The sequence below is a fragment of the Endozoicomonas sp. SCSIO W0465 genome (genome assembly GCF_023716865.1).
Lineage (GTDB): Bacteria > Pseudomonadota > Gammaproteobacteria > Pseudomonadales > Endozoicomonadaceae > Endozoicomonas.
The window spans coordinates 5,614,316-5,637,984 of the sequence record NZ_CP092417.1 but is presented as its reverse complement, the minus strand read 5'-3'; the positions used below and the strand labels follow the sequence as shown (position 1 = coordinate 5,637,984).

The 23,669-nt window shown below is 49.2% G+C and carries 17 protein-coding genes; 14 read left to right on the top strand and 3 right to left on the bottom strand.

Going from position 1 to position 23,669, the window contains the following annotated elements:
* Nucleotides 1–18: 18 nt before the first annotated feature.
* Nucleotides 19–2,361: a primosomal protein N' gene (locus MJO57_RS25145; RefSeq protein ID WP_252019694.1), complete on the bottom strand. Its 2,343-nt coding sequence runs from the start codon at nt 2,359–2,361 to the stop codon at nt 19–21.
* A 231-nt stretch (nt 2,362–2,592) separates the two neighbouring features.
* Between MJO57_RS25145 and rpmE the strand changes: the two genes are divergently transcribed.
* From rpmE to MJO57_RS25115, 6 genes are all read left to right on the top strand, one after another.
* Nucleotides 2,593–2,808: a 50S ribosomal protein L31 gene (gene rpmE, locus MJO57_RS25140; RefSeq protein WP_083232440.1), complete on the top strand. Its 216-nt coding sequence runs from the start codon at nt 2,593–2,595 to the stop codon at nt 2,806–2,808.
* Between the two features lie 165 nt (nt 2,809–2,973).
* Nucleotides 2,974–4,230 (top strand): malic enzyme-like NAD(P)-binding protein, encoded by a 1,257-nt coding sequence (locus tag MJO57_RS25135; RefSeq protein ID WP_252019691.1) that lies wholly within the window; start codon nt 2,974–2,976, stop codon nt 4,228–4,230.
* A 47-nt stretch (nt 4,231–4,277) separates the two neighbouring features.
* Nucleotides 4,278–5,615: a transposase gene (locus tag MJO57_RS25130; protein ID WP_252017304.1), complete on the top strand. Its 1,338-nt coding sequence runs from the start codon at nt 4,278–4,280 to the stop codon at nt 5,613–5,615.
* A gap of 407 nt (nt 5,616–6,022) precedes the next feature.
* A complete protein-coding gene (locus MJO57_RS25125; RefSeq protein WP_252019689.1) occupies nt 6,023–7,318 on the top strand; it encodes a cytosine permease in 1,296 nt (431 codons plus the stop codon).
* A gap of 2 nt (nt 7,319–7,320) precedes the next feature.
* Nucleotides 7,321–7,488 carry a hypothetical protein gene (locus MJO57_RS25120; RefSeq protein ID WP_252019686.1) on the top strand — a complete coding sequence of 56 codons (168 nt, stop codon included), beginning with the start codon at nt 7,321–7,323 and terminating at the stop codon, nt 7,486–7,488.
* A gap of 30 nt (nt 7,489–7,518) precedes the next feature.
* Complete coding sequence (locus MJO57_RS25115) at nt 7,519–7,998, top strand: nucleoside deaminase (protein ID WP_256492266.1); 480 nt, start codon at nt 7,519–7,521, stop codon at nt 7,996–7,998.
* Between the two features lie 41 nt (nt 7,999–8,039).
* On the opposite strand, the gene MJO57_RS25110 is transcribed toward MJO57_RS25115, so the two are convergent.
* Both MJO57_RS25110 and MJO57_RS25105 read right to left on the bottom strand, forming a co-directional pair.
* The gene (locus MJO57_RS25110) at nt 8,040–8,918 is read right to left on the bottom strand and encodes a LysR family transcriptional regulator (RefSeq protein ID WP_252019681.1); all 879 of its coding nucleotides are present in this window, start codon (nt 8,916–8,918) and stop codon (nt 8,040–8,042) included.
* Nucleotides 8,919–9,070: 152 nt separating this feature from the next.
* Entirely contained in the window at nt 9,071–11,554 is a 2,484-nt protein-coding gene (locus MJO57_RS25105; protein ID WP_252019680.1) for a penicillin-binding protein 1A, read from the bottom strand.
* A 298-nt stretch (nt 11,555–11,852) separates the two neighbouring features.
* Here MJO57_RS25105 and MJO57_RS25100 point away from each other — a divergent pair, with 298 nt between their 5' ends.
* From MJO57_RS25100 to gltB, 8 genes are all read left to right on the top strand, one after another.
* Nucleotides 11,853–12,917, top strand: coding sequence for a pilus assembly protein PilM (locus MJO57_RS25100; RefSeq protein ID WP_252019679.1), 1,065 nt, complete (start codon nt 11,853–11,855; stop codon nt 12,915–12,917).
* Nucleotides 12,917–13,480: a PilN domain-containing protein gene (locus tag MJO57_RS25095; RefSeq protein ID WP_252019677.1), complete on the top strand. Its 564-nt coding sequence runs from the start codon at nt 12,917–12,919 to the stop codon at nt 13,478–13,480. The genes MJO57_RS25100 and MJO57_RS25095 overlap by 1 nt, the downstream gene beginning before the upstream one ends.
* Nucleotides 13,477–14,088 (top strand): type 4a pilus biogenesis protein PilO, encoded by a 612-nt coding sequence (locus MJO57_RS25090; protein WP_252019674.1) that lies wholly within the window; start codon nt 13,477–13,479, stop codon nt 14,086–14,088. The genes MJO57_RS25095 and MJO57_RS25090 overlap by 4 nt, the downstream gene beginning before the upstream one ends.
* The gene (locus MJO57_RS25085; protein WP_252019673.1) at nt 14,085–14,621 is read left to right on the top strand and encodes a pilus assembly protein PilP; all 537 of its coding nucleotides are present in this window, start codon (nt 14,085–14,087) and stop codon (nt 14,619–14,621) included. Before MJO57_RS25090 ends, MJO57_RS25085 begins: the two co-directional genes overlap by 4 nt.
* 245 nt (nt 14,622–14,866) lie before the next feature.
* The gene (locus MJO57_RS25080; protein WP_252019670.1) at nt 14,867–16,891 is read left to right on the top strand and encodes a type IV pilus secretin PilQ; all 2,025 of its coding nucleotides are present in this window, start codon (nt 14,867–14,869) and stop codon (nt 16,889–16,891) included.
* A 187-nt stretch (nt 16,892–17,078) separates the two neighbouring features.
* Nucleotides 17,079–17,600: a shikimate kinase AroK gene (gene aroK, locus MJO57_RS25075; RefSeq protein ID WP_252019669.1), complete on the top strand. Its 522-nt coding sequence runs from the start codon at nt 17,079–17,081 to the stop codon at nt 17,598–17,600.
* A 14-nt stretch (nt 17,601–17,614) separates the two neighbouring features.
* On the top strand, nt 17,615–18,694 hold the full coding sequence (aroB, locus tag MJO57_RS25070) for a 3-dehydroquinate synthase (RefSeq protein WP_252019668.1): 1,080 nt from the start codon (nt 17,615–17,617) through the stop codon (nt 18,692–18,694).
* 461 nt (nt 18,695–19,155) lie between these two features.
* Nucleotides 19,156–23,613: a glutamate synthase large subunit gene (gltB, locus tag MJO57_RS25065; RefSeq protein ID WP_252027109.1), complete on the top strand. Its 4,458-nt coding sequence runs from the start codon at nt 19,156–19,158 to the stop codon at nt 23,611–23,613.
* Nucleotides 23,614–23,669: the final 56 nt, after the last annotated feature.

Here is a 23,669-nt window from a genome sequence, read left to right as displayed (position 1 = left end):
GCCAGGCAGGCTTTGACGTCAGCTCATCTCTTGAGGATCAATATCCACAGTCCACTTCAGCTGCCTGGGAAGCCGATGGCTTTCCAGGTAGCTGACAACGCTATTAACCACAGCATGTAAATGATTTCTGCTTTTTCCATAGATAAGAAGGTGCCAGCGGTACCGTCCCTGGCGCTTTTCCATGGGAGCCGGAATTGGACCCAGCAAGCGAACATTGCTGCTGTCCTGCTGCAGCTCGGTTTGTTCAGCTGTTTGTTCAACTGTTTGTTCAACTGTTTGTTCAACATAGTGTCTCAATGCGGAGAGCAGAACTTCACTTTCCCTCTGGTTAAAGGACTCTGATCGAATCAGGGTTAAATATCCCTCCGGAGGAAGATTCAGGCTTTTTCTTTCAATAAACAGACTGCTGGCAAAACGGCTGTAGTCGTTCATGGACAGAAGCTGGAGAGCAGGGTGTTGCGGGTTATAGGTTTGAATAATCACCTGTCCGGGCTTATCTCCCCGTCCCGCTCGTCCAGCCACTTGCATAATCAGTTGTCCTGTCCTTTCAGACCCCCTGAAATCAGAGCTGAACAGCCCCGCATCCGCATTGATGATGGCAACCAGGGTAACATTTGGAAAATGGTGACCTTTCGCCAGCATCTGCGTGCCCAGCAATATGCAAGGTCTGCCGGACTGTACTTGCTCCAGCATATCGCTCAATGCCTGTTTTTTTCGAGTGGTGTCCCTGTCGATTCTCAGTACAGGATGGCCGGAGAAATGCTGGCTGAGGACCTGCTCAGTCCGCTCTGTACCCTGGCCAACAGGTTGGAGCTTTCGGCTCCGGCACGATGGACACTGCCATGGGATAGCCTGTTGCAGATCGCAATGATGGCAGTGCATATGAGGGGGGTGGCGGTGAATGGTCATATGCGCATCGCAATGGGGGCAGTCAATAATGGTGCCGCAGTCATGACAGATCATGGATGGCGCGTAGCCACGTCGATTCAGAAAAACCATCACCTGGTTGCCTCGTCCAAGATGGGCCGCCATTCTTTGCAGCAGTTCTGTGGATAATCCGTCTTTCAGAACCTGCTTTCGCATATCCAGCAACTCCATGGCTGGCGGGCGGGCTTTCCCCGCTCTCTGCTTCAGGTGAAGCTGAGTGTATTTTCCTTGATGGGTATTGTGCAGTGTTTCCAGAGAGGGCGTTGCAGATCCAAGGACGACCGGGCAGTGGCACTGGCTGCCACGAATAATTGCCAAGTCTCGAGCATTATAGCGAAGGCTTTCCTGCTGTTTATAGGAACCGTCATGCTCTTCATCGACAATAATCAATCCAAGATGCGGCATTGGGGTAAAAATGCCTGAACGGGTGGAGATCAGGATGCCTGCAGAACCCCTTGCGGCTTCGAGCCAGCCTTGCAACCGTTCACCATCACTGAGCCCTGAATGAAGGCAGGCAACCGGTACATTGAATCGGTCGCGAAAGCGCCTGAGGGTTTGAGGTGTGAGCCCGATTTCCGGAATTAATACTAATGTCTGCTTACCGTTGGCCAATGCTGCTGAAATGGCTTGTAAATACACTTCGGTTTTGCCGCTGCCCGTAACGCCTTCAAGCAGATAGGTGCGATAGGAACCGAGGCCATCCTGAATGGCTTCACAGGCAAATGCCTGCTCTTCATTCAGCTTCAGATGCGCTGATTTCAGCGGTGTTTTGGTTTCTGTAAACAGTAATGGGGAGGGCTCAACATCCCGGAAATGGATCAGTTCTTTTTTGGCAAGTTCTTTCAATGTGCTCTTGCTGAAGCCATACTCATGAAGTTCGGTGGCACTGATGCCGTCAGGATATTCAGAAATCAGCGCCAGAGCAGCTAGCTGCTTTTTTGAACGTTTCAGCTGGTCCCGTAGTTCATTGTCCAGTGGAACCAGAGGGTACCAGAAGGGAATGGTGCCTGAAGATGCCGGTTTGCCCAGACGGAGATTTTTCGGTAGAGCCTGGAGCAGTGTTTCTCCCACACTGTGATGGTAATAGCGGGCTGCCCACTGGCATAACTGGATAATATCCTCCGGTACAAGTACCTCTTCATCCAGAACAGAGATGATGGGCTTCATTTTACTGGCAGGAATGTCAGTGCTGGACTCGATTGAGAAGACAATACCCACCAGTTGACGCGGCCCAAAAGGAACGACAACTCTGCTGCCCGGATGAATGATGGCGTTAAAGTGTGTGTCTGGCGGTAAGTAGTCGAATAGCTGCCTCAGAGGTGTGGATAGAGCGACTCTGATAAACTTTTCTGAGATGAGCTTACCGGTGACGGATGGTTCAGTCGTTGATTGATCATGTTCTGCGTCAGAAGTGCCTGCCGGTTTGTTGCTCATTCAGGTTCCATCGTGGTATTTCTATGGGGCAAATGATACAGGAAGTGAAAGCTGGCATGAACCATAAGACGGTTTCCCTTAGCCACAATCTCTGGTAATATCCCCGCCTCTTTACCCTCTCAGCTTGATATGCTGAGGTGGATACCGTTTGCGGTGCCTGTCTCCAGAGCCTGAAAAAAGAAGGTTCTATTGAGGTCAGGTGGCGGCATACACCAGTTCGAGGAAGCTCAAATGAAGCAGGATATCCATCCTAACTACGAAGCCATCGAAGTTACCTGCAGCTGCGGTAACAAAATCAACACTCGCTCTACGCTGTGCAAGCCTCTGAGCATTGAAGTCTGCTCCAAGTGCCACCCATTCTACACCGGCACTCAGAAGGTGATGGATACCGGTGGCCGTATCGAGCGCTTCAACAAGCGTTTCGGCAAGCTGGGCGCTCGCAAGTAATCGAGCTGGCAGCACAAAAAACCGAAAGGTTTTAAAAAGGCGACTGTTTCTACTGTCGCCTTTTTACTATATGCTTGTTACTTTTCAGGATTGACCTTGTCCCCCCTATTTCCATCATATATTCTGGGTTTTCATATAACCTCCTCCCCATATCAGTAAAAACTCATGGAAATGAAGCAAGCTGCTCTTGATTATCACGCTCTGCCAAAACCTGGAAAGATTTCGATTGAAATTACCAAGCCGGCAGAGACGGTGCTGGATCTTTCGCTGGCTTATAGCCCGGGTGTTGCGGAGCCGGTGAGAGCGATTGCCGAAAATCCAGAGGATGCCTATCGATATACCGGCAAGGGTAATCTGGTTGCGGTGATTAGTAATGGTTCAGCGATTCTCGGTCTGGGTAACCTGGGTGCGCTGGCCAGTAAGCCGGTTATGGAAGGCAAGGCGCTGCTGTTTAAGCGTTTTGCCGGTGTTGATGCGATCGATATTGAAGTGGAATCCGAGAGCCCCCAGGCATTCATTGATACCGTAAAGCGAATTGCCTGTTCCTTTGGTGGTATTAATCTGGAAGACATCAAAGCGCCTGAGTGCTTTGAAATTGAGCGTCGTCTGATTGAAGCTTGTGATATTCCGGTTTTCCATGATGACCAGCACGGTACTGCGATAGTGACGGCAGCGGCCATGCTCAATGCGCTCGAAATTGCCGGAAAGAATATTGAAGCAGCGAAGTTAGTCTGCCTTGGTGCTGGTTCTGCTGCCATTGCCTGTGTGAAATTGCTGATCAGCTGTGGCTTCAAGCCAGAAAATATTCTGATGCTGGATAGCAAGGGTGTTATCCATTCAGAGCGCAATGATCTGAACCAGTATAAGGCCACGTTCGCTGTTGAGACTTTTTGTCGTACATTGGATGATGCCATTGATGGTGCGGATGCGTTCCTTGGTGTTTCCGGTGCTAACTTGCTGTCTCCGGAGCAGCTGGCAAAAATGGCTGAAAGTCCGATCGTTTTTGCCTGCGCAAACCCCGATCCTGAGATTCGGCCTGAGCTGGCCAAGGAAGTTCGCCCTGATGTCATTATGGCTACTGGTCGATCAGATTATCCGAATCAGGTGAACAATGTCCTTGGTTTCCCGTTTATTTTCAGGGGGGCTCTCGATGTTCGAGCTTCACGCATTAATGAAGCGATGAAAATTGCGGCTGTTAACGCCATCCGGGAGCTGGCAAAAGAGCCCGTTCCTGATGCAGTTATGAATGCGTACGGCGGTATTAAACTGAGTTTTGGTCCGGACTATATTATTCCCAAGCCTATGGATTCCCGACTGCTTGGTAAGGTTTCTGCCGCTGTGGCCCGGGCTGCCGTTGACTCTGGTGTTGCCAGGACAGAATATCCCGCCCATTACCCTTTGAACTCGACTTTAGAGTTTTAAGAGCACAATAGTTCCGGCGCATAATCTGCTAAAAGCAACCATCCCCAATGACGAAATTCGAGATGGTTGCCATGCTCACTTCAGATCATCAAGTAATCCTCAGGGAGCTCGCTTCATATACAACCTTTCTTGCTGGAGCGCTATCATCAACTGCAGTACCAACGTTCTGCGAACTGCTGTTCGGTTGCATGCTTTCAGCCGACGGCTTTGTTACACAGGCGTTGTTAACAATTGATTTTCATTGTGTGTGGAGCAGCTACCACCACTGGCTATCTCAGGGCAAGTGGCAATGGAAGAACTTGGCACGCCACTTGATCCGTCTGGTCTGCTCCAAAGCTCCTGAGAATCAACCTGTGGTCCTGGGGCTTGATGACTGGGTAATCGAACGGTTTTCCGACAAAGCCCCTGCTTGTCGTACACATCATCAACACAGCAAGAAACGCAATCGGCCGACGTACATCTGGGGGCAGTGTTGGGTTTCCCTGGCCATCATATTTGAGCGGGCTGCAGATGAAGTATTTACCGCCATACCGGTGATCTCATTTCCGACACCAGCTTCAGGTAACACCAGCAAACTGAAAATTGCCGTGGCCATGCTCAGGGTGGTACGCAATGAAGTGAAGGATCGAGTGCTACGCCTGCTAACCGATTGCTGGTATATGAACTGGACACTGATAAAGCCAGCTCTGGAAATGAACATAGAAGTTGTTGGTCAGATACCTTCAAATCGGGCCCTCTATGCTTTGCCGCCAGCACCCACCGTAAAGAAGCGAGGGCGCCCAAAAAAGTACGGCATCAAGATGACGACAGAACAGGTTAAGAAACTGCCGGAAGAAAAAGCAACAGTATGGATGTACGGCAAATTTCGCAAAATACGTTATCGTACCCTGATCTGTCGCGCCAGATTCCTTAAAGGTCGTGAAGTACGCGTCGTCTGGAGTCGCTTTGAAAATGACAAAGGTCTGACCGAAAGCAGAATATTCATCTCGACCAATCCGGAACTTGAGGGACTGGAGGTGCTTCGTGCCTATTCCCGGAGATGGCCGGTAGAGCCAATGTTTCACCAACTCAAACATGCTTTTGGCTGTTGCCATTTATGGCAGCAGAAATTGCGAACACTGCTTCGATGGATGCATTTGAAAATGGCAGGCTATGCATTATTGCAGTTATTAACCGTTTGTAAAAATCAGGCATGTCTGAATATTTCTCGGATACCCTGGAGAAGCCCGGATACAACCACTGCAGGCATGATGAAAATTGCTCTTTCAGGAATTATTCCGAGGTTCTCTATTCGCAAGGGCTGGAACAGATATAAGCAAAAATATGAGTTCAATTTTCGCGATCTGATCGACCAGTTAATACCGGATAATTCAGAAGCAGCATAACTAAAGGCTTTTAGGCAAAAAACGGAAGTAATAACGAACTTGGAAAAACAGTTCACTGATTTCGGCTTGCTTCACTATAAAAAGCTGACCGAATTATCGTTTTATACAGACTCTAAAGTCGAGCCTTTGAACTCTGTTTCGGATATTTGATCAACACCGCTTGTTGATCGATTTTTAAAGCGAAGCCTGTCTCTACTGCGTTGAGTGAGATGCCTTCGCTTTATTTATTTTGGCTTTGCGGTATTGCAAAAAATCCCATCTATACGCTCACCATTTTATGACCTATCAGTTTTTCTGATAAATCCTATCTTTTCTCCCCTGTCTTTTTGACGTTTTATGTCGCCTGTCGCTGCGATTTTCACGTTGATTACAACGGTTATGCCCCCTGACGGCATTGGAGAATAATAATGAGTGACTATGAGCGAACAGCGGTTCCACGAGATGCCAGGAGAGGGTTCTGGCAAATCACCTCTGTGTGGGTGGGGTATGTCTTTATTCTGGTCAGTATGATGGCCGGTGCGGGTATGGCGGCAGGGATGCCGTTGGATACCTTGTTCTGGGCCATTCTGGTGGGAAACCTGTTTCTCACCATTGTGTCATCACTGATGTCGATCATTGCCTATAAAACCGGCTACACCTTTGCCCTGATTTGCAGGTTCAGTTTTGGCAGCCTGGGGGCAAAAATTCCTGCCATTATGTACGCCTTTATCCAGTTGGGGTGGTATGTCATTCAGGCTGCACTGTTTGGTCACTTGATTGCGGTTTACTTTGAACTCAGTCCGTTTTTTGAAGCACTGGCCATGATTGGTTCTTGTCTCTTTATGGGGCTGTTTGCTCTGAAAGGCATGCGCTGGATGAGTATCGTGGGGCTGGTGTCAATACCGACCATGATTATGCTCTGTCTGGCAACCGCCATTCGCTCAATTCAGGATAGCGGGGGCTGGGCAACAGTAGCCGTATTTTCTGGTGAAGAAACCATGAGTTTTATGACCGCCGTTGGGTTGGTTCTGGGTACCTGGATTTTCGGTGCCTCCACGACTGTTGCGGACTTTAACCGGTTTGCCCGCTCGACCAAACATGTCATCGCTGGTTGTGTCACAGGGCTGTTAATTGTTAACAGCTTTATTATCGGAGTGGGCGCTATTGTGGGGGCAGCTTCTCAGCAATGGGACCTGGTTGAAATTCTTTTTGGTCTGGGGCTGGTTGTGCCTGCCTTTGTGCTTCTTTCTACCAATTTATGGACAACCAACAGTGCCAATCTCTACAGCGTTGGTCTGACCCTGAGCAGTGTTTTCCCAACAGTCTCAAGGCAAACCATTATGATCGGTATAATGATGCTAGCCTCTGTGTTGTCATTGTTTAAACCTTATGAGATCGGAGCTGTTTTTGGCATGCTCACGGGCCTGTCGATTATTGTTCCGCCACTGACTGGTATAGTCCTTGTTGATTTCTATTATCTCTGGAATAAACAGTACCCGGATCATATCGAAAGTCTTTCCTTTAAAACGATTAACCCTTACGCAATTCTTGCCTGGCTGGTTGGTATTGGTGTTGCGCTAGTTATTGATATTGGCTTTGCATCGCTGAATGCCATGTTGGGTGCCGCGCTTTTATACGCCCTGATTATGAAGGCCAGCCATCTGAGAATGCTGAACAGCGGTAATGAGCATCTGGTTACCCATCAAAAAACGCAGGAAGCCTGATTATGTATAAATTATTGGCGTTGGGTGGAATTGTTGTGCTGAGTGTTGGGTCTTTCATGAGTTGTCTTGGTGCTGGTCCGGTTGCCATGACGGGCGATGTCATTCTGCTTTCAGGGTGTGGGATCTCAACATGGGGATTCTGTTACTGGCAGCCAGACAGCCAGGTGTGAATATTAATTTCTAAAAAAGGGAAAGAGAAAATGCGGAACGACGAAGATTTAATGCGTCATGTTATCAAGGCGGCAGAACGTTCTGTGGCCAATGGTAATCACCCTTTTGCCTGCATTCTGGTGAGTCCGGAAGGGGAGATACTTCTGGAGGCGGAAAATACGGTAGTGACTACGGGTGACAGAACCGGACATTCTGAGAGAAATCTGGCAACAGCTGCTTCCATGAAATACAGTGAGGAATATTTGAATCAATGCTCCATCTATATTAATGGTGAACCTTGTGCCATGTGCTCAGGCAGTATCTACTGGTCTGGCATTGGTCGTGTTGTCTATGGCTTCACAGAAAAGCAGTTGCTTGAATGCACAGGCAATCATCCGGAAAATCCGACCTGCAGTCTTTCCTGTGACACGGTATTAAACAGTGGGCAGCGTAAGATAGAAATCACAGGGGGAGTATTGGCAGAAGAGTGTCTTAAACCCCATTACACATTCTGGAAACAGGTTGCCTGATTCTATAAAGCACTATGCCTGAAGTTTTTACTTGTTTAGCTTCAGGCACAGTATATAGGTTCTCTGGCAAAGCGCTCCTGCAGCCAGAGGCCTCCTTTCCCAACGTTTGCAAGCGAGTTCCATACCATATCAATGCTGACCTCCCACTGCGTGTAAGGGTACATTTCGTGCTTGATTCGCTTCAGCTCGCCACTTTCCAGCCTCTCCTTGACCAAGCTGTTAGGAATGGCTGCCCACCCAAGTCCCTGGTTAATCATGGCGATCAGGGCTCCATAGTTATCACAAAACCATTGTCTTGTAGATAGCAGATGTTCCTGCTTTAGCAGTGTATTTAAAGAGCGGCTATAGATCAGCTGTCGGTATTCAACCAGATCGCCCGTGGTAACAACTGTACGAGATGCCAAAGGGTGGCTGCAGTGAATGACTTCGGATATTAACATGCGTCCGATGCGCTGGAATCGCAGCGGCTGTTTATATTGATCCTGGCTTAAGAGGATCGCGATATTGAGACTGCGGTCACTCAGTCGAGCCATAGTCTGAATGGAAGAAGTGTGTTCAATGTTAATTGATACATCGGGGAATACCTCGGCAAACTCTTTGAAAATGGCTGAGACACTGGCGTAGGGTAGTGATTCATCCAAGGCGAGATTGATCGTCTCCTCTTCCTCCCCTGCACTTAACCGGTAGGCGTGTTCTTTTAATCGGGTTGCCTGCATCAGTGCCGCTTCTGCTTCTCTTAACAGTGCTTTGCCCGCCGGAGTTAACTCCGGGACTCGATGAGAACGGTCAAAAAGCTCAACACCAAGGTCGATTTCAAGGTTGCTGATGGCGGTGCTGACACCGGACTGAGCCTTGCCCAAACTTCGGGCAGCAGCCGAGAAAGACCCTTTTTCTGCGACAGCAACAAACGTATTCAGCATATCGAGGAAGGATGACACGGTGTGCAGCTCCATTCACTGTAGAGCTGAACACTATGTCTGGTTTATAAGAGCAGGGTGTTGATCTACACCAAACTAATGTCGTAAATAGCTTTGGGGATGACATTAGCTATTTACGAGTGATTATAGACTGATCAAAAAAGATCTTCGGGTGAAAATTGGTCCATCTCGCCAAGAGATGGCAGACCTTCATCACTGAGTTGTTGTGGAGCGTTTTCCTGGCGGAAAATCTCGAAAATAGCGTTGGGGTCTCCGGGTACGGCAAGCATTCCGGTTTCTGGTGAAATTTTGAGGGTGATCATGCCCTTCGGCTGGGGTGGTTTATATTCCGGTTTGCCGTCAAGGGCGGTGTGCATAAATTCCAGCCAGATGGGCAGGGCTGCATTTGCTCCATATTCCCAGCGCCCCAGTGTTGAAAAGTCGTCCATGCCCATCCAGACGGCAGTCAGGACATCCGGGTTGAATCCGACAAACCATGCATCTTTACTGTCATTGGTGGTTCCGGTCTTGCCACCTATATCATGCCGCTTTAATGCCCGGGCCCGCTTCCCTGTACCTTTCCAGATTACATCGTTCATGATGTCATTCATGATGTAATTAACCTGAGGTGACATAACGGATTTGGCGATTACCGGTTGGTCGCTGGATTCAGTTTGTGAAGGAATTTTCTGAATCAGCATTTCCTCATTCTCTGGATTGCTGGAAACGGTGTTGTCTTCTTCACCTTGAATCGCCACGATGTTTTTATTCAGGCTGGCAATACAGCTTTCATTGCAGGCTGTTGCCGGGTTGGCCTGAAAAAAGAGCTCATCGATGGTTTCAATTCGTTGGATGAACCAGGGTTGAATACGAAAACCGCCGTTAGCCAGAACGGCATAGCCAGAAGCCAGTTCAAGCGGTGTCATGGAAACATTGCCCAGAGACAGTGACAGGTCCCGGCTTAAAGACTCTTCCTTGAAGCCAAGTTGTTTCAGGTAGTTGACGGTTTTACTGATACCCACCTGACGCAGAACGCGGATAGACACAAGGTTTCTTGAGCGATAGAGACCTTCACGCAGTCGCATGGGGCCATTGAACTTCATGTTGTCATTATTTGGACGCCAGCTGTCTTCAAGGTTTGCGTCATCAAAGACAATCGGCGCATCATTGACAATGGTTGCCGCAGTCATGCCGTTGGCAATGGCCGCAGCATACACAAAGGGTTTGAAAGAAGAGCCTGCCTGACGAATGGCCTGAGTAGCCCGGTTATACATGCTGTTATAGAAGTTATACCCACCTACCAGAGCCAGAATGGCACCATTCTCAGGATTCATTGAAACCAGAGCTGCCTGTGCCTGAGGTTCCTGGGCCAGACGGTAGCTGCCATCTTTGGTGACCCTAACCCATATCTGGTCTCCAATTTTCAGAACATCGGAAGGCGTTTTGGGCGTGCGACCAAAACTGTTTACAGCCAGAAAGGGTTTTGCCCAGTTCAGATTATCCCAGCTGATTTTCCCGCTATCGCCATTTTTCAGGCCAATTTCCACATCTTCTTCGCCGACCCGGGTGACCATGGCCGGTAACAAAATGCCAGGAGATGGGGTTTTGTTGATTCGCTGCTGCCAGCCTTCTTCCGGAATATCATCAAACAGGTTGGTAACCGGTCCCTGGTAGCCATGGCGTTCATTGTAGGCCATTAACCCATTGGCTACTGAAAGGTTGGCCGCCTTCTGGAGATCGCTGCTGACGGTGGTGTAGACTTTAAAGCCTTCAGTGTAGGCATCCGGGCCATATTGCTCGACCATGTGCTGTCGAACCATCTCGGCTATATAAGGTGCTTCCAGTTCGATTTTTGCACCATGATAGCGTGCAGTTACCGGCTGGCTGACAGCATCGACATACTCTTCATGGGTAACATAGCCCAGATCTTTCATTCTGCCCAGAATCCAGTCTCGTCGGATCAGGGCTCGCTTGGGGTCATTGATCGGGTTATAGCGGGAAGGTGCTTTTGGCAGACCGGCAATCATGGCAATCTCAGCCAGATTTAACTCATTGATGGCTTTGCCATAGTAAACCTGTGCGGCGGCTTCTACACCATAAGAGCGGTTTCCCAAATAAATTTTATTGAGATAGAGTTCAAAGATTTCATCCTTGGACAGTCGTTGTTCTATTTGCAAAGCGAGCAGGATTTCATTGAACTTTCTTGAAAACACCCGTTCCTGGCTCAGGAAGAAGTTCTTGGCCACCTGCATGGTTATTGTACTGCCGCCAGATTGAATACTGCCTGTACTGACCAGTTGAACAGCGGCCCTTATCAGGCCCATGATGTCAACGCCGGGGTGGTAATAAAAGCGGTCATCTTCGGCAGCCATAAAGGCTTTAATCAGGTGTGTGGGGGCATCTTCAAACTGAATGGGGGAGCGGCGCTTTTCGCCGAACTCGGCAATTAGCAGATTATCTTGAGAGTAGACTCGCAGAGGTGTCTGTAATTTGGCGTCTCGCAACGATTCCACAGAAGGTAGTGAAGGACTGAGGTATAAATAGGCGCTTGCACTGACAAGCAGAGTCCCACTGGCTACTGTTAATAGTGACCAGAACAGGAACTTTATGAAGTTAACCAATTTAACCGACCGTTTCATGCTGTTAGGGCATCCTGATAAAGCGAAGGCCACCGGCTGAAGTTGTGACATTGTTAAACTGTCTTGTCATAACAAGAGTCGTCCTGACAGCCGTTCGTGACTGAGTATTATACGGTTAAATGGCCTTCAGCTGAAAATGTGGTTTTCCTGTACATGGCGCAGTCTTTGGTTGCAGAAGGATTTCCTTATAAATCCAGTGTTTAGGGTTGGCTGAATGGCGGCTTTAATTGCGAAATTATACAGACTGTTATTTAATTAGGGCAGTTGTTTTCATAACTAATAATCAAGGATTGCACCAGTGTTTGGGCTGCTGAAAAAAAAATCAAGTGCCGTTTTAGGGGTGGATATAAGCTCGACATCTGTCAAGGTCCTTGAATTAGGGCTGAGGGGCAGCGGTTACCGAGTCGAAGCTTTCGGTGTTGTGCCCCTTCCGCCGGGGGCTGTTGTCGAAAATAATATCCATGAAGTCGATGTCATCGGTGAAGCTATATCAAGGGCTCTCTCCCAATCAAGATCAGGCCTGAAAAACGCTGCAGTGGCTGTATCAGGATCTGCCGTCATTACCAAAACCATTGATATGGATGCTTCCCTCAGTGAAGATGAGATGGAAACCCAGATCACTGTTGAGGCAGACCAGTACATCCCCTACGCCATGGATGAAGTGGCTATTGATTTTGAAGTTCAGGGCCTGAACGAGAAAAACCCCGAGCGGGTTGAAGTTTTGCTGGCGGCCTGTCGTCGTGACAATGTTGAAATGCGCGAGGAGGCACTTCGGCTTGGGGGAGTAACTGCCAGGGTCGTTGATGTAGAAGCCTTTGCCATGGAGCGGGCATGCGAGTTAATTGAAGACCAGCTTGACCTGCCAGATCAGGATCCGGTGCTTGCAGTCGTCGATATTGGCGCCACGAAAACCACACTGAATGTGATCAGTCGGGGTAAAACCGTATATACCCGTGAGCAGCTGTTCGGTGGACGTCAGCTGACTGATGAAATTCAGCGCCGCTACGGGCTCACCCCTGAAGAAGCGGAAAAAGCCAAGTGTAAGGGGGGGCTGCCTGATGATTATGAACCAGAAGTTCTGGAACCATTTCGGGAAACGGTGGTTCAGCAGGTATCACGCTCACTGCAATTCTTTTATTCCTCCAGCCAGTTCAATGATGTAGATGCTATTGCGCTGGTAGGAGGCTCCGCATCAATCCCAGATATGGCGGAAATGATTCAGGATAAACTGGGGGTTCCGACCAGACTGGCAAACCCTTTTGCCGGAATGTCCATGGCTGGGAAAGTGGATACCGACCAACTGGCCAGTAAGGCACCATCTCTGATGATTGCCTGCGGCCTTGCCATGAGGAGTTTCGACTGATGGCAAGAATTAACCTTTTACCCTGGCGTGAAGAACTCAGGAAAGAGCGGAAGCAACGTTTCATTGCTGCCTGGGCGGTAACGGTGTTGGTTGGTATTGGCCTGGTCTTTATTGGCGATTTTTATATCAGCCATAACATTAGCCACCAGCAGAGCCGTAACCAATATCTGCAGAATGAAATTACGCTGCTTAATCATCGAATCAGTGAAATCAAGGATCTGAGAACCAAGAAAGAGCAACTGCTGGAGAGGATGCAGGTCATTCAAAATCTGCAGGGAAACCGACCTGTGATTGTTCGTATATTTGACCAGGTTGCACGCGTGGTGCCTGAGGGGGTTTATTTCAAGCAGATAACGCTGGAGGGAAATCGCCTGACGCTTGTTGGGGTTGCCGAGTCCAATAATCGAATCTCTGCCTTGATGAGAAACTTTGATAACTCTGAATGGTTTACTGAGCCAAATTTGACGGCGGTCAGGAAAGTAGCAGCAAACAGTCAGCGCTGGAATGAGTTTGATCTAACGGTTAAGCAGATCAATCCCACTCAGGCCAAGGGGGGACTATGAGCTTTGCAGATTCTCTACAAAAGCTGAATGAGCTTGATTTGAATGACATTGATTTTGATAACATCGGTTCATGGCCTATGGGTGTCAGAGTCGTTGCCTGTGTTCTGACATTGGTTTTAATCCTGGGGTTTGGTTATCAATTTCACCTGACCAGTATGCAGAAACGGTATGATGTTGCTGCCAGCCAAGAACAGGATTTACGTGAGCAGTATCGAATCAGGGCATTCCAGTCTGCAAACCTGCAAGCCTACCGTGAACAGATGGCGGAAATGGAAAACTCTTTTGGTGCCCTGGTGAAACAACTGCCCAGTGATACAGAGGTTCCCGGTCTGCTGGAGGATATCACCTTCACTGGACGCGGTGCTGGTCTTCAGATCGAGGAAATAAAACTTCAGGATGAAAATGTCAGCCAATTTTATATTGAGCTGCCAATAAGTATTGGCGTGACGGGTACTTACCACGACCTGGGTAACTTCGTTAGTGGCGTCGCCAGTCTTTCGCGAATCGTTACCTTGCATGATTTTGAGATTCGTCCGGGCAAGAGTGGTCAGTTAACCATGAGCATCCTTGCAAAAACTTACCGTTACAATGATCAAGGGGGGCTATGATGAAGCTGCTTCAACTGGTAATTGTTGCGGGTACTGCGCTGATTCTTGCTGGATGCTCGGATGGTGGTCATCAGGGATATAAAGACATTGATGACTATATGGCAGAGATGAGGGATCGTCCTATGGGTAATATTGAGCCATTGCCCCAATTCAGACCATATGAGGCTTTTACTTATCAGGCATCAGCCATGCGGAGTCCTTTTAAGCAGCCCGTGAGAATTGAATTGACGACAGAACAGATCAATAGCAACATCAAGCCGGACCCATACCGTGTTAAACAGTATCTGGAGCAGTTTGAAATGGATTCGTTCCGTTTAGTGGGCTCAATCAGTAATGAGGAAGGATTCTGGGGGCTGGTACGAGGGGCTGATGGTGTTCACCGGGTTCGTGTGGGGGATTTCCTGGGGCGTAACCATGGTCGTATTACTTACATTGATGACCAAGAGTTGCGTGTGACCGAGATTGTTCCAGCTGGTCCAAGGTATTGGATTGAACGACCAAGGGTTCTCCGCGTTAACTTTAACAGTCAATGACTTTACTTCCATTATTGTAAATTAATCATCATATTTCCAATAAGTGTGCTGCTGTCATACCCTGAGCGGTTGACAGTTCGCCGCTGGGTTGGCTGGTTGTTTTCAGGCATGGATGCTGGTTTTCTATTTGGGGGCTTTGAAGTATGAAAGGATCTGGTTTTGAGTCATCGTGGCCTGATTGGCTGGATTATTTAGCAATGATGCCGATGAAAAAAACAATTCTGATTCTGAAATAGGTAAGTTAGATGAATATTAGTCCCCTGTTGCAGGCCAGGGCTGTTCGAGGGCTTCTGTATACGTTGCTGGCCGTGTTGCCTATTTCCGCGTGGGGTGTCGTCCTGAAAAATATGGATGCCGCTGCATTGCCGGGTGATATGGTTGAGCTACGTTTGATCTTTGATGGCGAAGCGCCGGTTGCTCATGGCTACAGTATTGAGAAGCCTCCCAGGATTTCCATAGACTTGCCTTTTACCCGCAGTGAACTCCCCAAGTATAATGAGATTGGTTTTAATAATGCCAAGAGCGTGACCATACTTGAGGCTGGTGACAGAACGCGTCTGGTCATTAATCTTCAGCAACCTACCCGCTTTAGTAGCCAGTCTGATGGCAGGACGCTCAGCATTTATCTTGGCGAGGATAACAGTGTCGCTGCGGTACAAAGGGAGTCAGCCCCGGAGAGCGAACCGTCTGATCAAGCAGCTGAGATCAAAACAGGCATCACCGATATTGATTTTCAGCGAGGTGATGATGGTGAAGGTGAGGTCATCATTGCCCTGTCCGATGACAAGATCCCAATGGATATGAATGAGCAGGGGGGGCGTATCCGTCTGGAGTTCCAGGGTGATGTATTGCCAAAGAATTTGAGAAACCGCCTGGATGTTATCGATTTTGCAACACCGGTTAAGTTTATTGATGCAACTGTTGAGGATGGTAACAGCATTATTGTTATCGAGCCCAAGGGGGAGTTTGAGTATCTGGCCTATCAGACAGACAATCTGTTAACGGTCAGTGTCAAGGCTCCAGACCCTAAAGATCGCGGTAGAAGAAGTGCAGGGCTTTCCTATAAAGGTGACAAACTGTCGTTAAACTTTCAGGATATAGAAGTCCGGGCCGTACTTCAGTTAATCGCTGATTTTACCGATCTGAACCTGGTTGCGTCGGATACCGTTGGGGGCAATGTTACCCTGCGGTTACAGAATGTTCCCTGGGATCAGGCACTTGATATTGTGCTTAAGGCCAAAGGGCTCGATAAGCGACTGGAAGGTAATGTTCTCACCGTGGCCCCGGCTGCGGAAATTGCAGCACGTGAGCGTGAGCAGCTGGAAAACGAAAAACAGATTCGTGAATTAGCCCCGGTATATACCGATCTGGTTCAGATTAATTACGCTGACGCTGCAGAAATTGCCACGGTCTTGCAGGGAGCAGAAGGTGCCAGTCTGCTGACAGAAAGAGGCTCGGTTCAGGTGGTTGCAAGAACCAATAGTCTGTTGATCAAGGATACTCAGGCCAAGCTGGATGAATTGAGAGAGCTGATTGATCAACTGGATATTCCCATTCGTCAGGTTATGATTGAAGCTCGTATCGTGACGCTCAGCTCCAATTTCAAAGAAGATCTTGGGGTCAAATGGGCTGGCTCAAGAGAAGATGACAACTTTTCTGTTGGTGGTGGTCAGGATGATAATGTTTTCACTGACCTGAGTGTAACCGGAGCGGGTTCAAGTGCTATTGCCATTGGCTTTTCCACCAATGGAGGCACCATTTTGAACCTTGAGCTTTCTGCCCTGTTGAGTGATGGCGGCGGTGAAGTAATTTCACAACCAAAAGTCATTACAGCAGATAAGAAAACGGCGGTGATCAAATCAGGTAAAGAAATCCCGTACGAAGAGAAAACTTCCAGTGGAGCTACTTCTGTGGCGTTCAAGGATGCAGTGCTGGGACTGGAGGTGACACCACAGATTACCCCGGATGGTCGGGTCATTATGGATATCAAAATCAATAATGACGATACCACCGATCAGGCATCCAATAATGTACCTATTATTTCGACCAATGAAATCACTACTCAGGTGCTGGTTGAAGATGGTGAAACCGTTGTACTAGGTGGTGTCTTCAAGCAGAGCAAGAAACAAGGTATTACTAAAGTACCTGTGTTGGGAGATATTCCCTGGGTTGGTGGCTTGTTCCGCAATAAAACAGAAAGTGATGATAAAGAAGAACTACTGGTCTTTATTACCCCAAGAATCGTTACTGAAGGTGTTTCATTGCGTTAAACTGCCTCATATTCCCTCGTTCTCAGGGAGGGCTGCGGAGGCGAAGCGGTAGGCGTCACTGTCGATATAACCACAACCGGGAAATTCACGAAAGCGGGAGCAGCTGCTCCCGCTTTTTTGTTGTCATAACTGCTTACGATGCGCTACGCTCGCTGCACACAGGCAGGAAGTCAGGCTGGCAAAGAGCATGCCATTAACAAATATCTATCTGATTGGGCCCATGGGGGCTGGCAAAAGTACCATCGGCAGGATGTTGGCTAAAGAGCTGTCCCGTCCCTTTCTTGACTCGGATCATGTCATTGAAGAGCGCAGTGGGGCAGATATTCCCTGGATTTTCGATGTTGAAGGTGAGCAGGGGTTCCGGTACAGAGAAAGCCAGGTCATCGAAGAGATTTGCTGTCAAAAAGGTGTGGTCATGGCAACCGGTGGGGGTGCTGTTGGCCAATCAGAAAACAGGCGGAACTTGAGCACCAATGGTTTTGTTGTTTATTTAAGTACACCGGTGTCAATCCAGTTGCAGAGAACAGAAAAAGATAAGCGTCGTCCACTGCTGCAACGACCAGATCGCGAAGAGGTTCTGACCAGGCTGCTTGAAGAGCGTGATCCGCTGTACCGGTCGATTGCAGACCTTGTTCTGGACACAGCCATCCTATCACCCCGCCAGGTTATTAAAAAAATTATTCAAACCGTTGGTTTGGAAAAACAGTGAGGGAGTAATCAGCCATGTTGGAACTTAAAGTCGATCTGATGGAGAGAAGTTATCCCATTTTTATCGGCTCTGAACTCTGTTCAAACGCTGATTATTTTCAGCCTTATATCAAAGGCAGGCGTGTTGCGATTGTTACCAACGGGACAGTTGCAGCTTTCTATCTGGATCTTATCAAGCACACCTTGGCAAATTATGAGTTAACGGTAATCACTTTGCCGGATGGTGAAAAGTATAAGAATCTTGACACACTCAACCTTATTTTTGATCAGCTTTTACAGGAACGGCATACACGAAAAACAACATTACTGGCATTAGGTGGCGGTGTCATCGGGGATATGACCGGTTTTGCGGCGGCCTGCTATCAGCGGGGTGTGGATTTTATTCAGGTGCCAACGACTCTGCTCTCCCAGGTTGACTCTTCGGTGGGGGGAAAGACCGGGGTCAACCATGCCTTGGGTAAAAACATGATCGGAGCATTCTATCAGCCCAATGCCGTCATTATTGATACAACGACACTGAACACCTTACCAGATCGGGAGCTTTCAGCGGGGCTGGCAGAAGTGATCAAATATGGCTTGATTTGTGATAAGCCATTTTATCAATGGTTACAGGAAAATATCGGGCGTTTGAGAGATCGTGACCCGGAGGTACTTTCCTATGCCATCCATCAATCCTGCCAGGACAAAGCCCGAGTGGTCGAGGCGGATGAAACCGAGTCCGGTATCCGTGCCATTCTTAACCTTGGACACACCTTTGGCCATGCAATAGAAACCCATATGGGTTATGGCTCCTGGTTGCACGGTGAAGCGGTTTCTGCCGGTATGGTGATGGCAGCTGATCTTTCCTGTCGGGAAGGGAATATATCCAGAGAAGACGTCGATGGTCTTGTCGCTTTGCTTGAGTCGGTGAGCCTGCCGGTCATGCCTCCTGCCGGTATTTCGCCGGAGCGCTTTCTTGAGCTAATGGCGGTGGATAAAAAAGTACTGGATGGCCAATTGCGGTTGGTGCTTCTGGATGCTATTGGCAATGCAGTGGTTACGGACCGTTTTAGTCATAAAAATTTAATGGACAGCCTTCAGCAGTTCTCTACCTGACTACTTTCTCAATGGCTGGAGAGTTCTCTCCAGTTCATCTCGAACTGATCAACTTTGTCCGGGAAAGTGTGGATTTGCCACAATTTGCTGCAAGCGGTTTCGATTTTTAGCTTTTTGTTGTGGTTTTTACTTGCATTGATAAGGGTCATTTGTGGTTGCCGTGACAGCCGTGTAGAATGACGAGCCGTTGTGCGTGTCAGATTTTTTTATGTATTTAAATTATATAATTATGGCTGCAGATGCACAGTGCGCCAGTAGTACACAGAACGTTTTAAAAGATGCGGAATCCACCTGATTAAGACGTGGAATGCGGAGCCTTCCGGGACAAAGCCTCCTTCCGGGCTACACCCCGGGGTATAAAAGACGCTCTGGGAAAAGTCGGGATGACTTTGATGACGAGTTATGACGAGCAAGGCAAGCCAGAAAAATAATGGGTTGATGAGGTTGGTGAGATAATGCCTATGAAAGCAGGTCTGTATAATCCCGGGGAGTTTCGGGATAACTGTGGTTTCGGGCTAATTGCCCAGATGGAAGGTAAAAAAAGTCATCACCTTTTGACAACGGCGATTGAAGCATTGACCTGTATGACACACCGCGGTGGTATTGCTGCCGATGGTAAAACAGGCGACGGTTGTGGTCTTCTTATTCAAACGCCGGATTCTTTTTTTCGAGCGGTGGCAAAAGAAAAGTTTGGCTGCGAACTCCCCGGGCAATATGCCGTGGGTATGGTTTTTCTCAACACGGATAAAGCAAAAGCCGGGAAAGGCAAAAAAACACTGGAAAAAGAGCTGGAGAAACAGCGACTCCACGTTGTTGGCTGGCGCAAGGTTCCTGTCAATATTGAATGCCTTGGACCTATTGCCAAAGACCTGCTTCCTGGCATAGAACAAATTTTTGTGACTCCCGAAGGTGAGCTGGACGAGAAAGAGTTCAATGCCAGGCTCTACATGGCTCGCCGTTATACCAATATGGAGATGGCAGAAGATCAGGATTATTATATCTGTTCCCTGTCGCCCAGAGTCATCACCTACAAAGGTTTGATGATGCCGGTTGACCTGTCGACGTTTTATCCGGATCTCGGCGATACCCGCTTTGAAACAGCGATCTGTGTATTCCACCAGCGGTTTTCTACTAATACCATGCCGCGCTGGCAGCTGGCTCAGCCATTCCGTATGCTGGCTCACAATGGGGAAATCAACACCATCACCGGTAACCGTAACTGGGCAGAAGCCCGTCGTAAGAAGTTCCAGTCACCGTTGCTGCAGACCCTCGATGATATTTCTCCACTGGTGAATCGCACCGGCTCTGACTCATCCAGCCTGGATAACATGATGGAGGTTCTGGTCACTGGCGGTGTGGATCTTTATCGTGCCATTCGTATGCTGGTTCCACCCGCATGGCAGAATGTCGATACCATGGACCCGGATCTCAGAGCGTTCTACGAGTATAGTTCCATGCATATGGAGCCATGGGATGGCCCCGCTGGCCTGGTGATCACCGATGGCCGCAATGCCGTCTGTGCCCTGGATCGTAACGGCCTGCGCCCTTCACGCTGGGTCATTACCAGAAACGGTTATCTGACCGTGGCTTCCGAGGTTGGCGTTCATGGCTACAAGCCTGAAGATGTCGTTGCCAAAGGCCGGGTTGGACCGGGGGAAGTTCTGGCGATTGATACCGAGACTGGTGAATTGCACCAGGCTCATGATATCGATGACAAACTGAAAGTCCGACAGCCCTATAAGCAGTGGCTAAAGCAGAACGCCTACCGTATCCGTTCGCACTTCAGCGAAGATGATTACAAGGTTGACCACTTTTCTCCTGAGCAGCTGAACGTCTATCAGAAGATGTTTATGGTCACCTTTGAGGAGCGTGACCAGGTAATCCGTCCGCTGGTAGAGTCTGGTCAGGAAGCGGTTGGCTCTATGGGGGACGATACCCCAATGGCGGTGCTCTCGAACAGAACCCGAACCGTATATGACTATTTCCGCCAGCAGTTTGCCCAGGTAACCAACCCACCCATTGATCCACTGCGTGAAGCGATCGTTATGTCGCTGGAAACCTGCCTTGGTCGTGAGTTGAACCTGTTTGAAGAAACGCCGGAACACGCTGCCCGGGTCATTCTCAAATCACCCATATTGTCCACAGCGAAGTTCCTGGATCTGATGAGTGTTCGTCATCAGCATAAGTCCTTAGAAACGGAAACCATCAACCTGACTTACGACCCGTCCACTGGTCTTGAACAGGCTGTACTCAATGTCTGTGACCAGGCAGAAAAAGCGGTGCAATCCGGCAAGGTGTTAATCTGCCTTTCTGACCGACATATTGATCAGGGTCTGTTACCCGTACCAGCCGCTATGGCGACAGGTGCCGTGCATCACCGATTGATTGAAAAGGGCCTGCGTTCTGAGTCCAATATCATTGTTGAAACGGCGTCTGCCCGTGACTCTCACCAGTTTGCAGTTCTGATTGGTTTTGGTGCCACTGCTGTTTACCCATATCTGGCCTATGAAATCATCAATGACCAGATTCGTTCCGGGGAGGTGATCACTGATCCTCGCGAAGCTTACAAGGGTTACCGTAAAGGTATCGGTAAAGGGTTGATGAAGATCCTGTCCAAAATGGGGATCTCTACCATTGCCTCCTATCGGGGAGCACAGTTGTTTGAGGCTGTTGGTCTTTCCAGAGAGATTGTTGACCTCTGCTTCTGTGGCGTTCAAAGCCGTATCCAGGGTGCCCGCTTTGAAGACTTCCATTATGAACTGGGCCTGCTGGCAGAAACGGCCTGGAAAGCTCGTAAGCCGATTCAGCAAGGTGGTCTGCTGAAGTATGTACACGACAGTGAGTACCATGCCTTTAACCCGGATGTGGTTCAGCAATTACAGATTGCCGTTAAAACCGGTGACTATCAGGAATACCGCAAGTACGCTGAACTGGTCAACAAGCGTCCGGTGGCTACTCTGCGCGACCTGCTGGGCCTTAAGCTGAGTGAAAAAGCACTGGTTGTGGATGAAGTGGAAGCCGTTGGTGAGATCGTTCGTCGTTTTGACTCGGCAGCCATGAGTCTCGGTGCTCTATCCCCGGAGGCTCATGAGGCACTGGCGGAAGCAATGAACCGTCTTGGCGGTCGTTCTAACTCCGGTGAAGGTGGTGAAGATGAGGCTCGCTACGGTACCAACCGTATGTCCAGGATCAAGCAGATTGCTTCAGGCCGTTTTGGTGTAACCCCTCACTACCTGGTCAACGCCGAAGTGCTGCAGATCAAGGTTGCTCAGGGTGCCAAGCCGGGTGAGGGGGGGCAGCTGCCGGGTGGTAAGGTGAATGCGCTGATTGCTCGTCTGCGTTACTCGGTGCCGGGAGTTACCCTGATTTCGCCGCCACCGCACCATGATATCTATTCCATCGAGGATCTGGCTCAGTTGATTTATGACCTTAAGCAGGTCAATCCTGAGGCGCTGGTCTCCGTAAAACTGGTGTCTGAGCCAGGCGTCGGTACTATCGCGGCAGGTGTCGCCAAGGCCTATGCGGATCTGATTACCATCTCTGGCTATGATGGTGGTACTGCTGCAAGTCCTCTGACGTCTATTCGTTATGCCGGTTCTCCCTGGGAGCTCGGGTTAAGTGAAGCCCATCAAACGCTCCGGGGTAATGGTCTGCGCGGCAAGGTCCGACTGCAGACAGATGGTGGTCTCAAGACCGGTCTGGATGTAGTCAAGGCGGCCATTCTCGGTGCAGAAAGTTTTGGTTTTGGTACTACACCCATGATTGCCATGGGCTGTAAATACTTGCGAATCTGCCACCTGAATAACTGCGCTACGGGTGTGGCGACTCAGGATCAGTCGCTGCGGGAAGAGCACTTCAAAGGTGAAGTGGAGATGGTCATGAACTTCTTCACGTTTGTTGCCGAAGAAGTGCGTGAGTGGCTGGCTTTGCTGGGAGCAAAAACCCTTGAAGAAGTGGTGGGCCGAACGGAGTTGCTGGAGCTTCTGCCGGGTCTGACGGAAAAGCAGCAGAATCTGGATCTGTCTCCGATTCTGGGCAGTGCCGATGTGCCTGTGGATAAGCCCATGACCTGCCAGGTGGATCGTAACCCACCATACGACCAGGGGGAGCTGGCAGAGGAGATGGTCCGGCAGACAATACAGACCATTGAAAGTGGGGAAGGTGGCGAGTTCAGTTTCACTGTCGGTAACTGTGACCGTTCCATCGGAGCCCGGCTCTCGGGTGAGATTGCCAAACGTTACGGTAACCAGGGTATGGCTGATCAGCCACTGAAGTTGAAGCTGACCGGTTCCGCTGGTCAGAGCTTCGGGGTATGGAATGCGGGTGGTCTGGAAATGCGTCTGGAAGGTGATGCCAACGACTACGTCGGTAAGGGCATGACCGGCGGTAAGCTGGTGATCTTCCCGCCGGTTGGCAGCAGTTTCGTTACCCATGAAACCGCCATTATTGGTAACACCTGTCTTTATGGAGCCACCGGTGGAACACTATACGCTGCTGGTCGTGCAGGTGAGCGTCTTGGTGTTCGTAACTCTGGTGCCAATGTTGTGGTGGAAGGCGCTGGTGATCACTGTTGTGAATACATGACCGGAGGTTTGGTAACAGTGCTGGGACGCGCTGGTCATAACTTTGGTGCAGGCATGACCGGTGGCTTTGCCTACGTGCTGGATCTGGAAAGAAGTTTTGTTGATCGTTATAACCATGAACTCGTGGATATACATCGCATTGATAATGAAGCCATGGAGCCTTATCAATCACACCTGCTGAGTGTCCTGGAAGATTATGTTTCAGAAACCGGCAGTGCCTGGGGGCAGGAGCTGATTGATGACTTTTATGACTACAGTGGTCGTTTCTGGCTGGTGAAGCCAAAAGCTGCCAGTCTCGATACCTTGCTGGCCAGTACCCGTGGCAGTCCTGAGTAATCAGGGCGGATGTGACCGGAATGAAAACGGTTCACAGCCATGGAGAAAAAAGCAAC

What these genes read in the sequence shown, in the direction of transcription:
- MJO57_RS25130 (WP_252017304.1), top strand. Translation starts at nt 4,278, where the DNA reads ATGACGAAATTCGAGATGGTTGCCATGCTCACTTCAGATCATCAAGTA.
- MJO57_RS25115 (WP_256492266.1), top strand. Translation starts at nt 7,519, where the DNA reads ATGCGGAACGACGAAGATTTAATGCGTCATGTTATCAAGGCGGCAGAA.
- MJO57_RS25145 (WP_252019694.1), bottom strand. Translation starts at nt 2,361, where the DNA reads ATGAGCAACAAACCGGCAGGCACTTCTGACGCAGAACATGATCAATCA.
- MJO57_RS25135 (WP_252019691.1), top strand. Translation starts at nt 2,974, where the DNA reads ATGGAAATGAAGCAAGCTGCTCTTGATTATCACGCTCTGCCAAAACCT.
- MJO57_RS25125 (WP_252019689.1), top strand. Translation starts at nt 6,023, where the DNA reads ATGAGTGACTATGAGCGAACAGCGGTTCCACGAGATGCCAGGAGAGGG.
- MJO57_RS25110 (WP_252019681.1), bottom strand. Translation starts at nt 8,918, where the DNA reads ATGCTGAATACGTTTGTTGCTGTCGCAGAAAAAGGGTCTTTCTCGGCT.
- MJO57_RS25090 (WP_252019674.1), top strand. Translation starts at nt 13,477, where the DNA reads ATGAGCTTTGCAGATTCTCTACAAAAGCTGAATGAGCTTGATTTGAAT.
- MJO57_RS25085 (WP_252019673.1), top strand. Translation starts at nt 14,085, where the DNA reads ATGATGAAGCTGCTTCAACTGGTAATTGTTGCGGGTACTGCGCTGATT.
- MJO57_RS25080 (WP_252019670.1), top strand. Translation starts at nt 14,867, where the DNA reads ATGAATATTAGTCCCCTGTTGCAGGCCAGGGCTGTTCGAGGGCTTCTG.
- gltB (WP_252027109.1), top strand. Translation starts at nt 19,156, where the DNA reads ATGAAAGCAGGTCTGTATAATCCCGGGGAGTTTCGGGATAACTGTGGT.
- MJO57_RS25095 (WP_252019677.1), top strand. Translation starts at nt 12,917, where the DNA reads ATGGCAAGAATTAACCTTTTACCCTGGCGTGAAGAACTCAGGAAAGAG.
- aroB (WP_252019668.1), top strand. Translation starts at nt 17,615, where the DNA reads ATGTTGGAACTTAAAGTCGATCTGATGGAGAGAAGTTATCCCATTTTT.
- aroK (WP_252019669.1), top strand. Translation starts at nt 17,079, where the DNA reads ATGCCATTAACAAATATCTATCTGATTGGGCCCATGGGGGCTGGCAAA.
- MJO57_RS25120 (WP_252019686.1), top strand. Translation starts at nt 7,321, where the DNA reads ATGTATAAATTATTGGCGTTGGGTGGAATTGTTGTGCTGAGTGTTGGG.
- MJO57_RS25105 (WP_252019680.1), bottom strand. Translation starts at nt 11,554, where the DNA reads ATGAAACGGTCGGTTAAATTGGTTAACTTCATAAAGTTCCTGTTCTGG.
- rpmE (WP_083232440.1), top strand. Translation starts at nt 2,593, where the DNA reads ATGAAGCAGGATATCCATCCTAACTACGAAGCCATCGAAGTTACCTGC.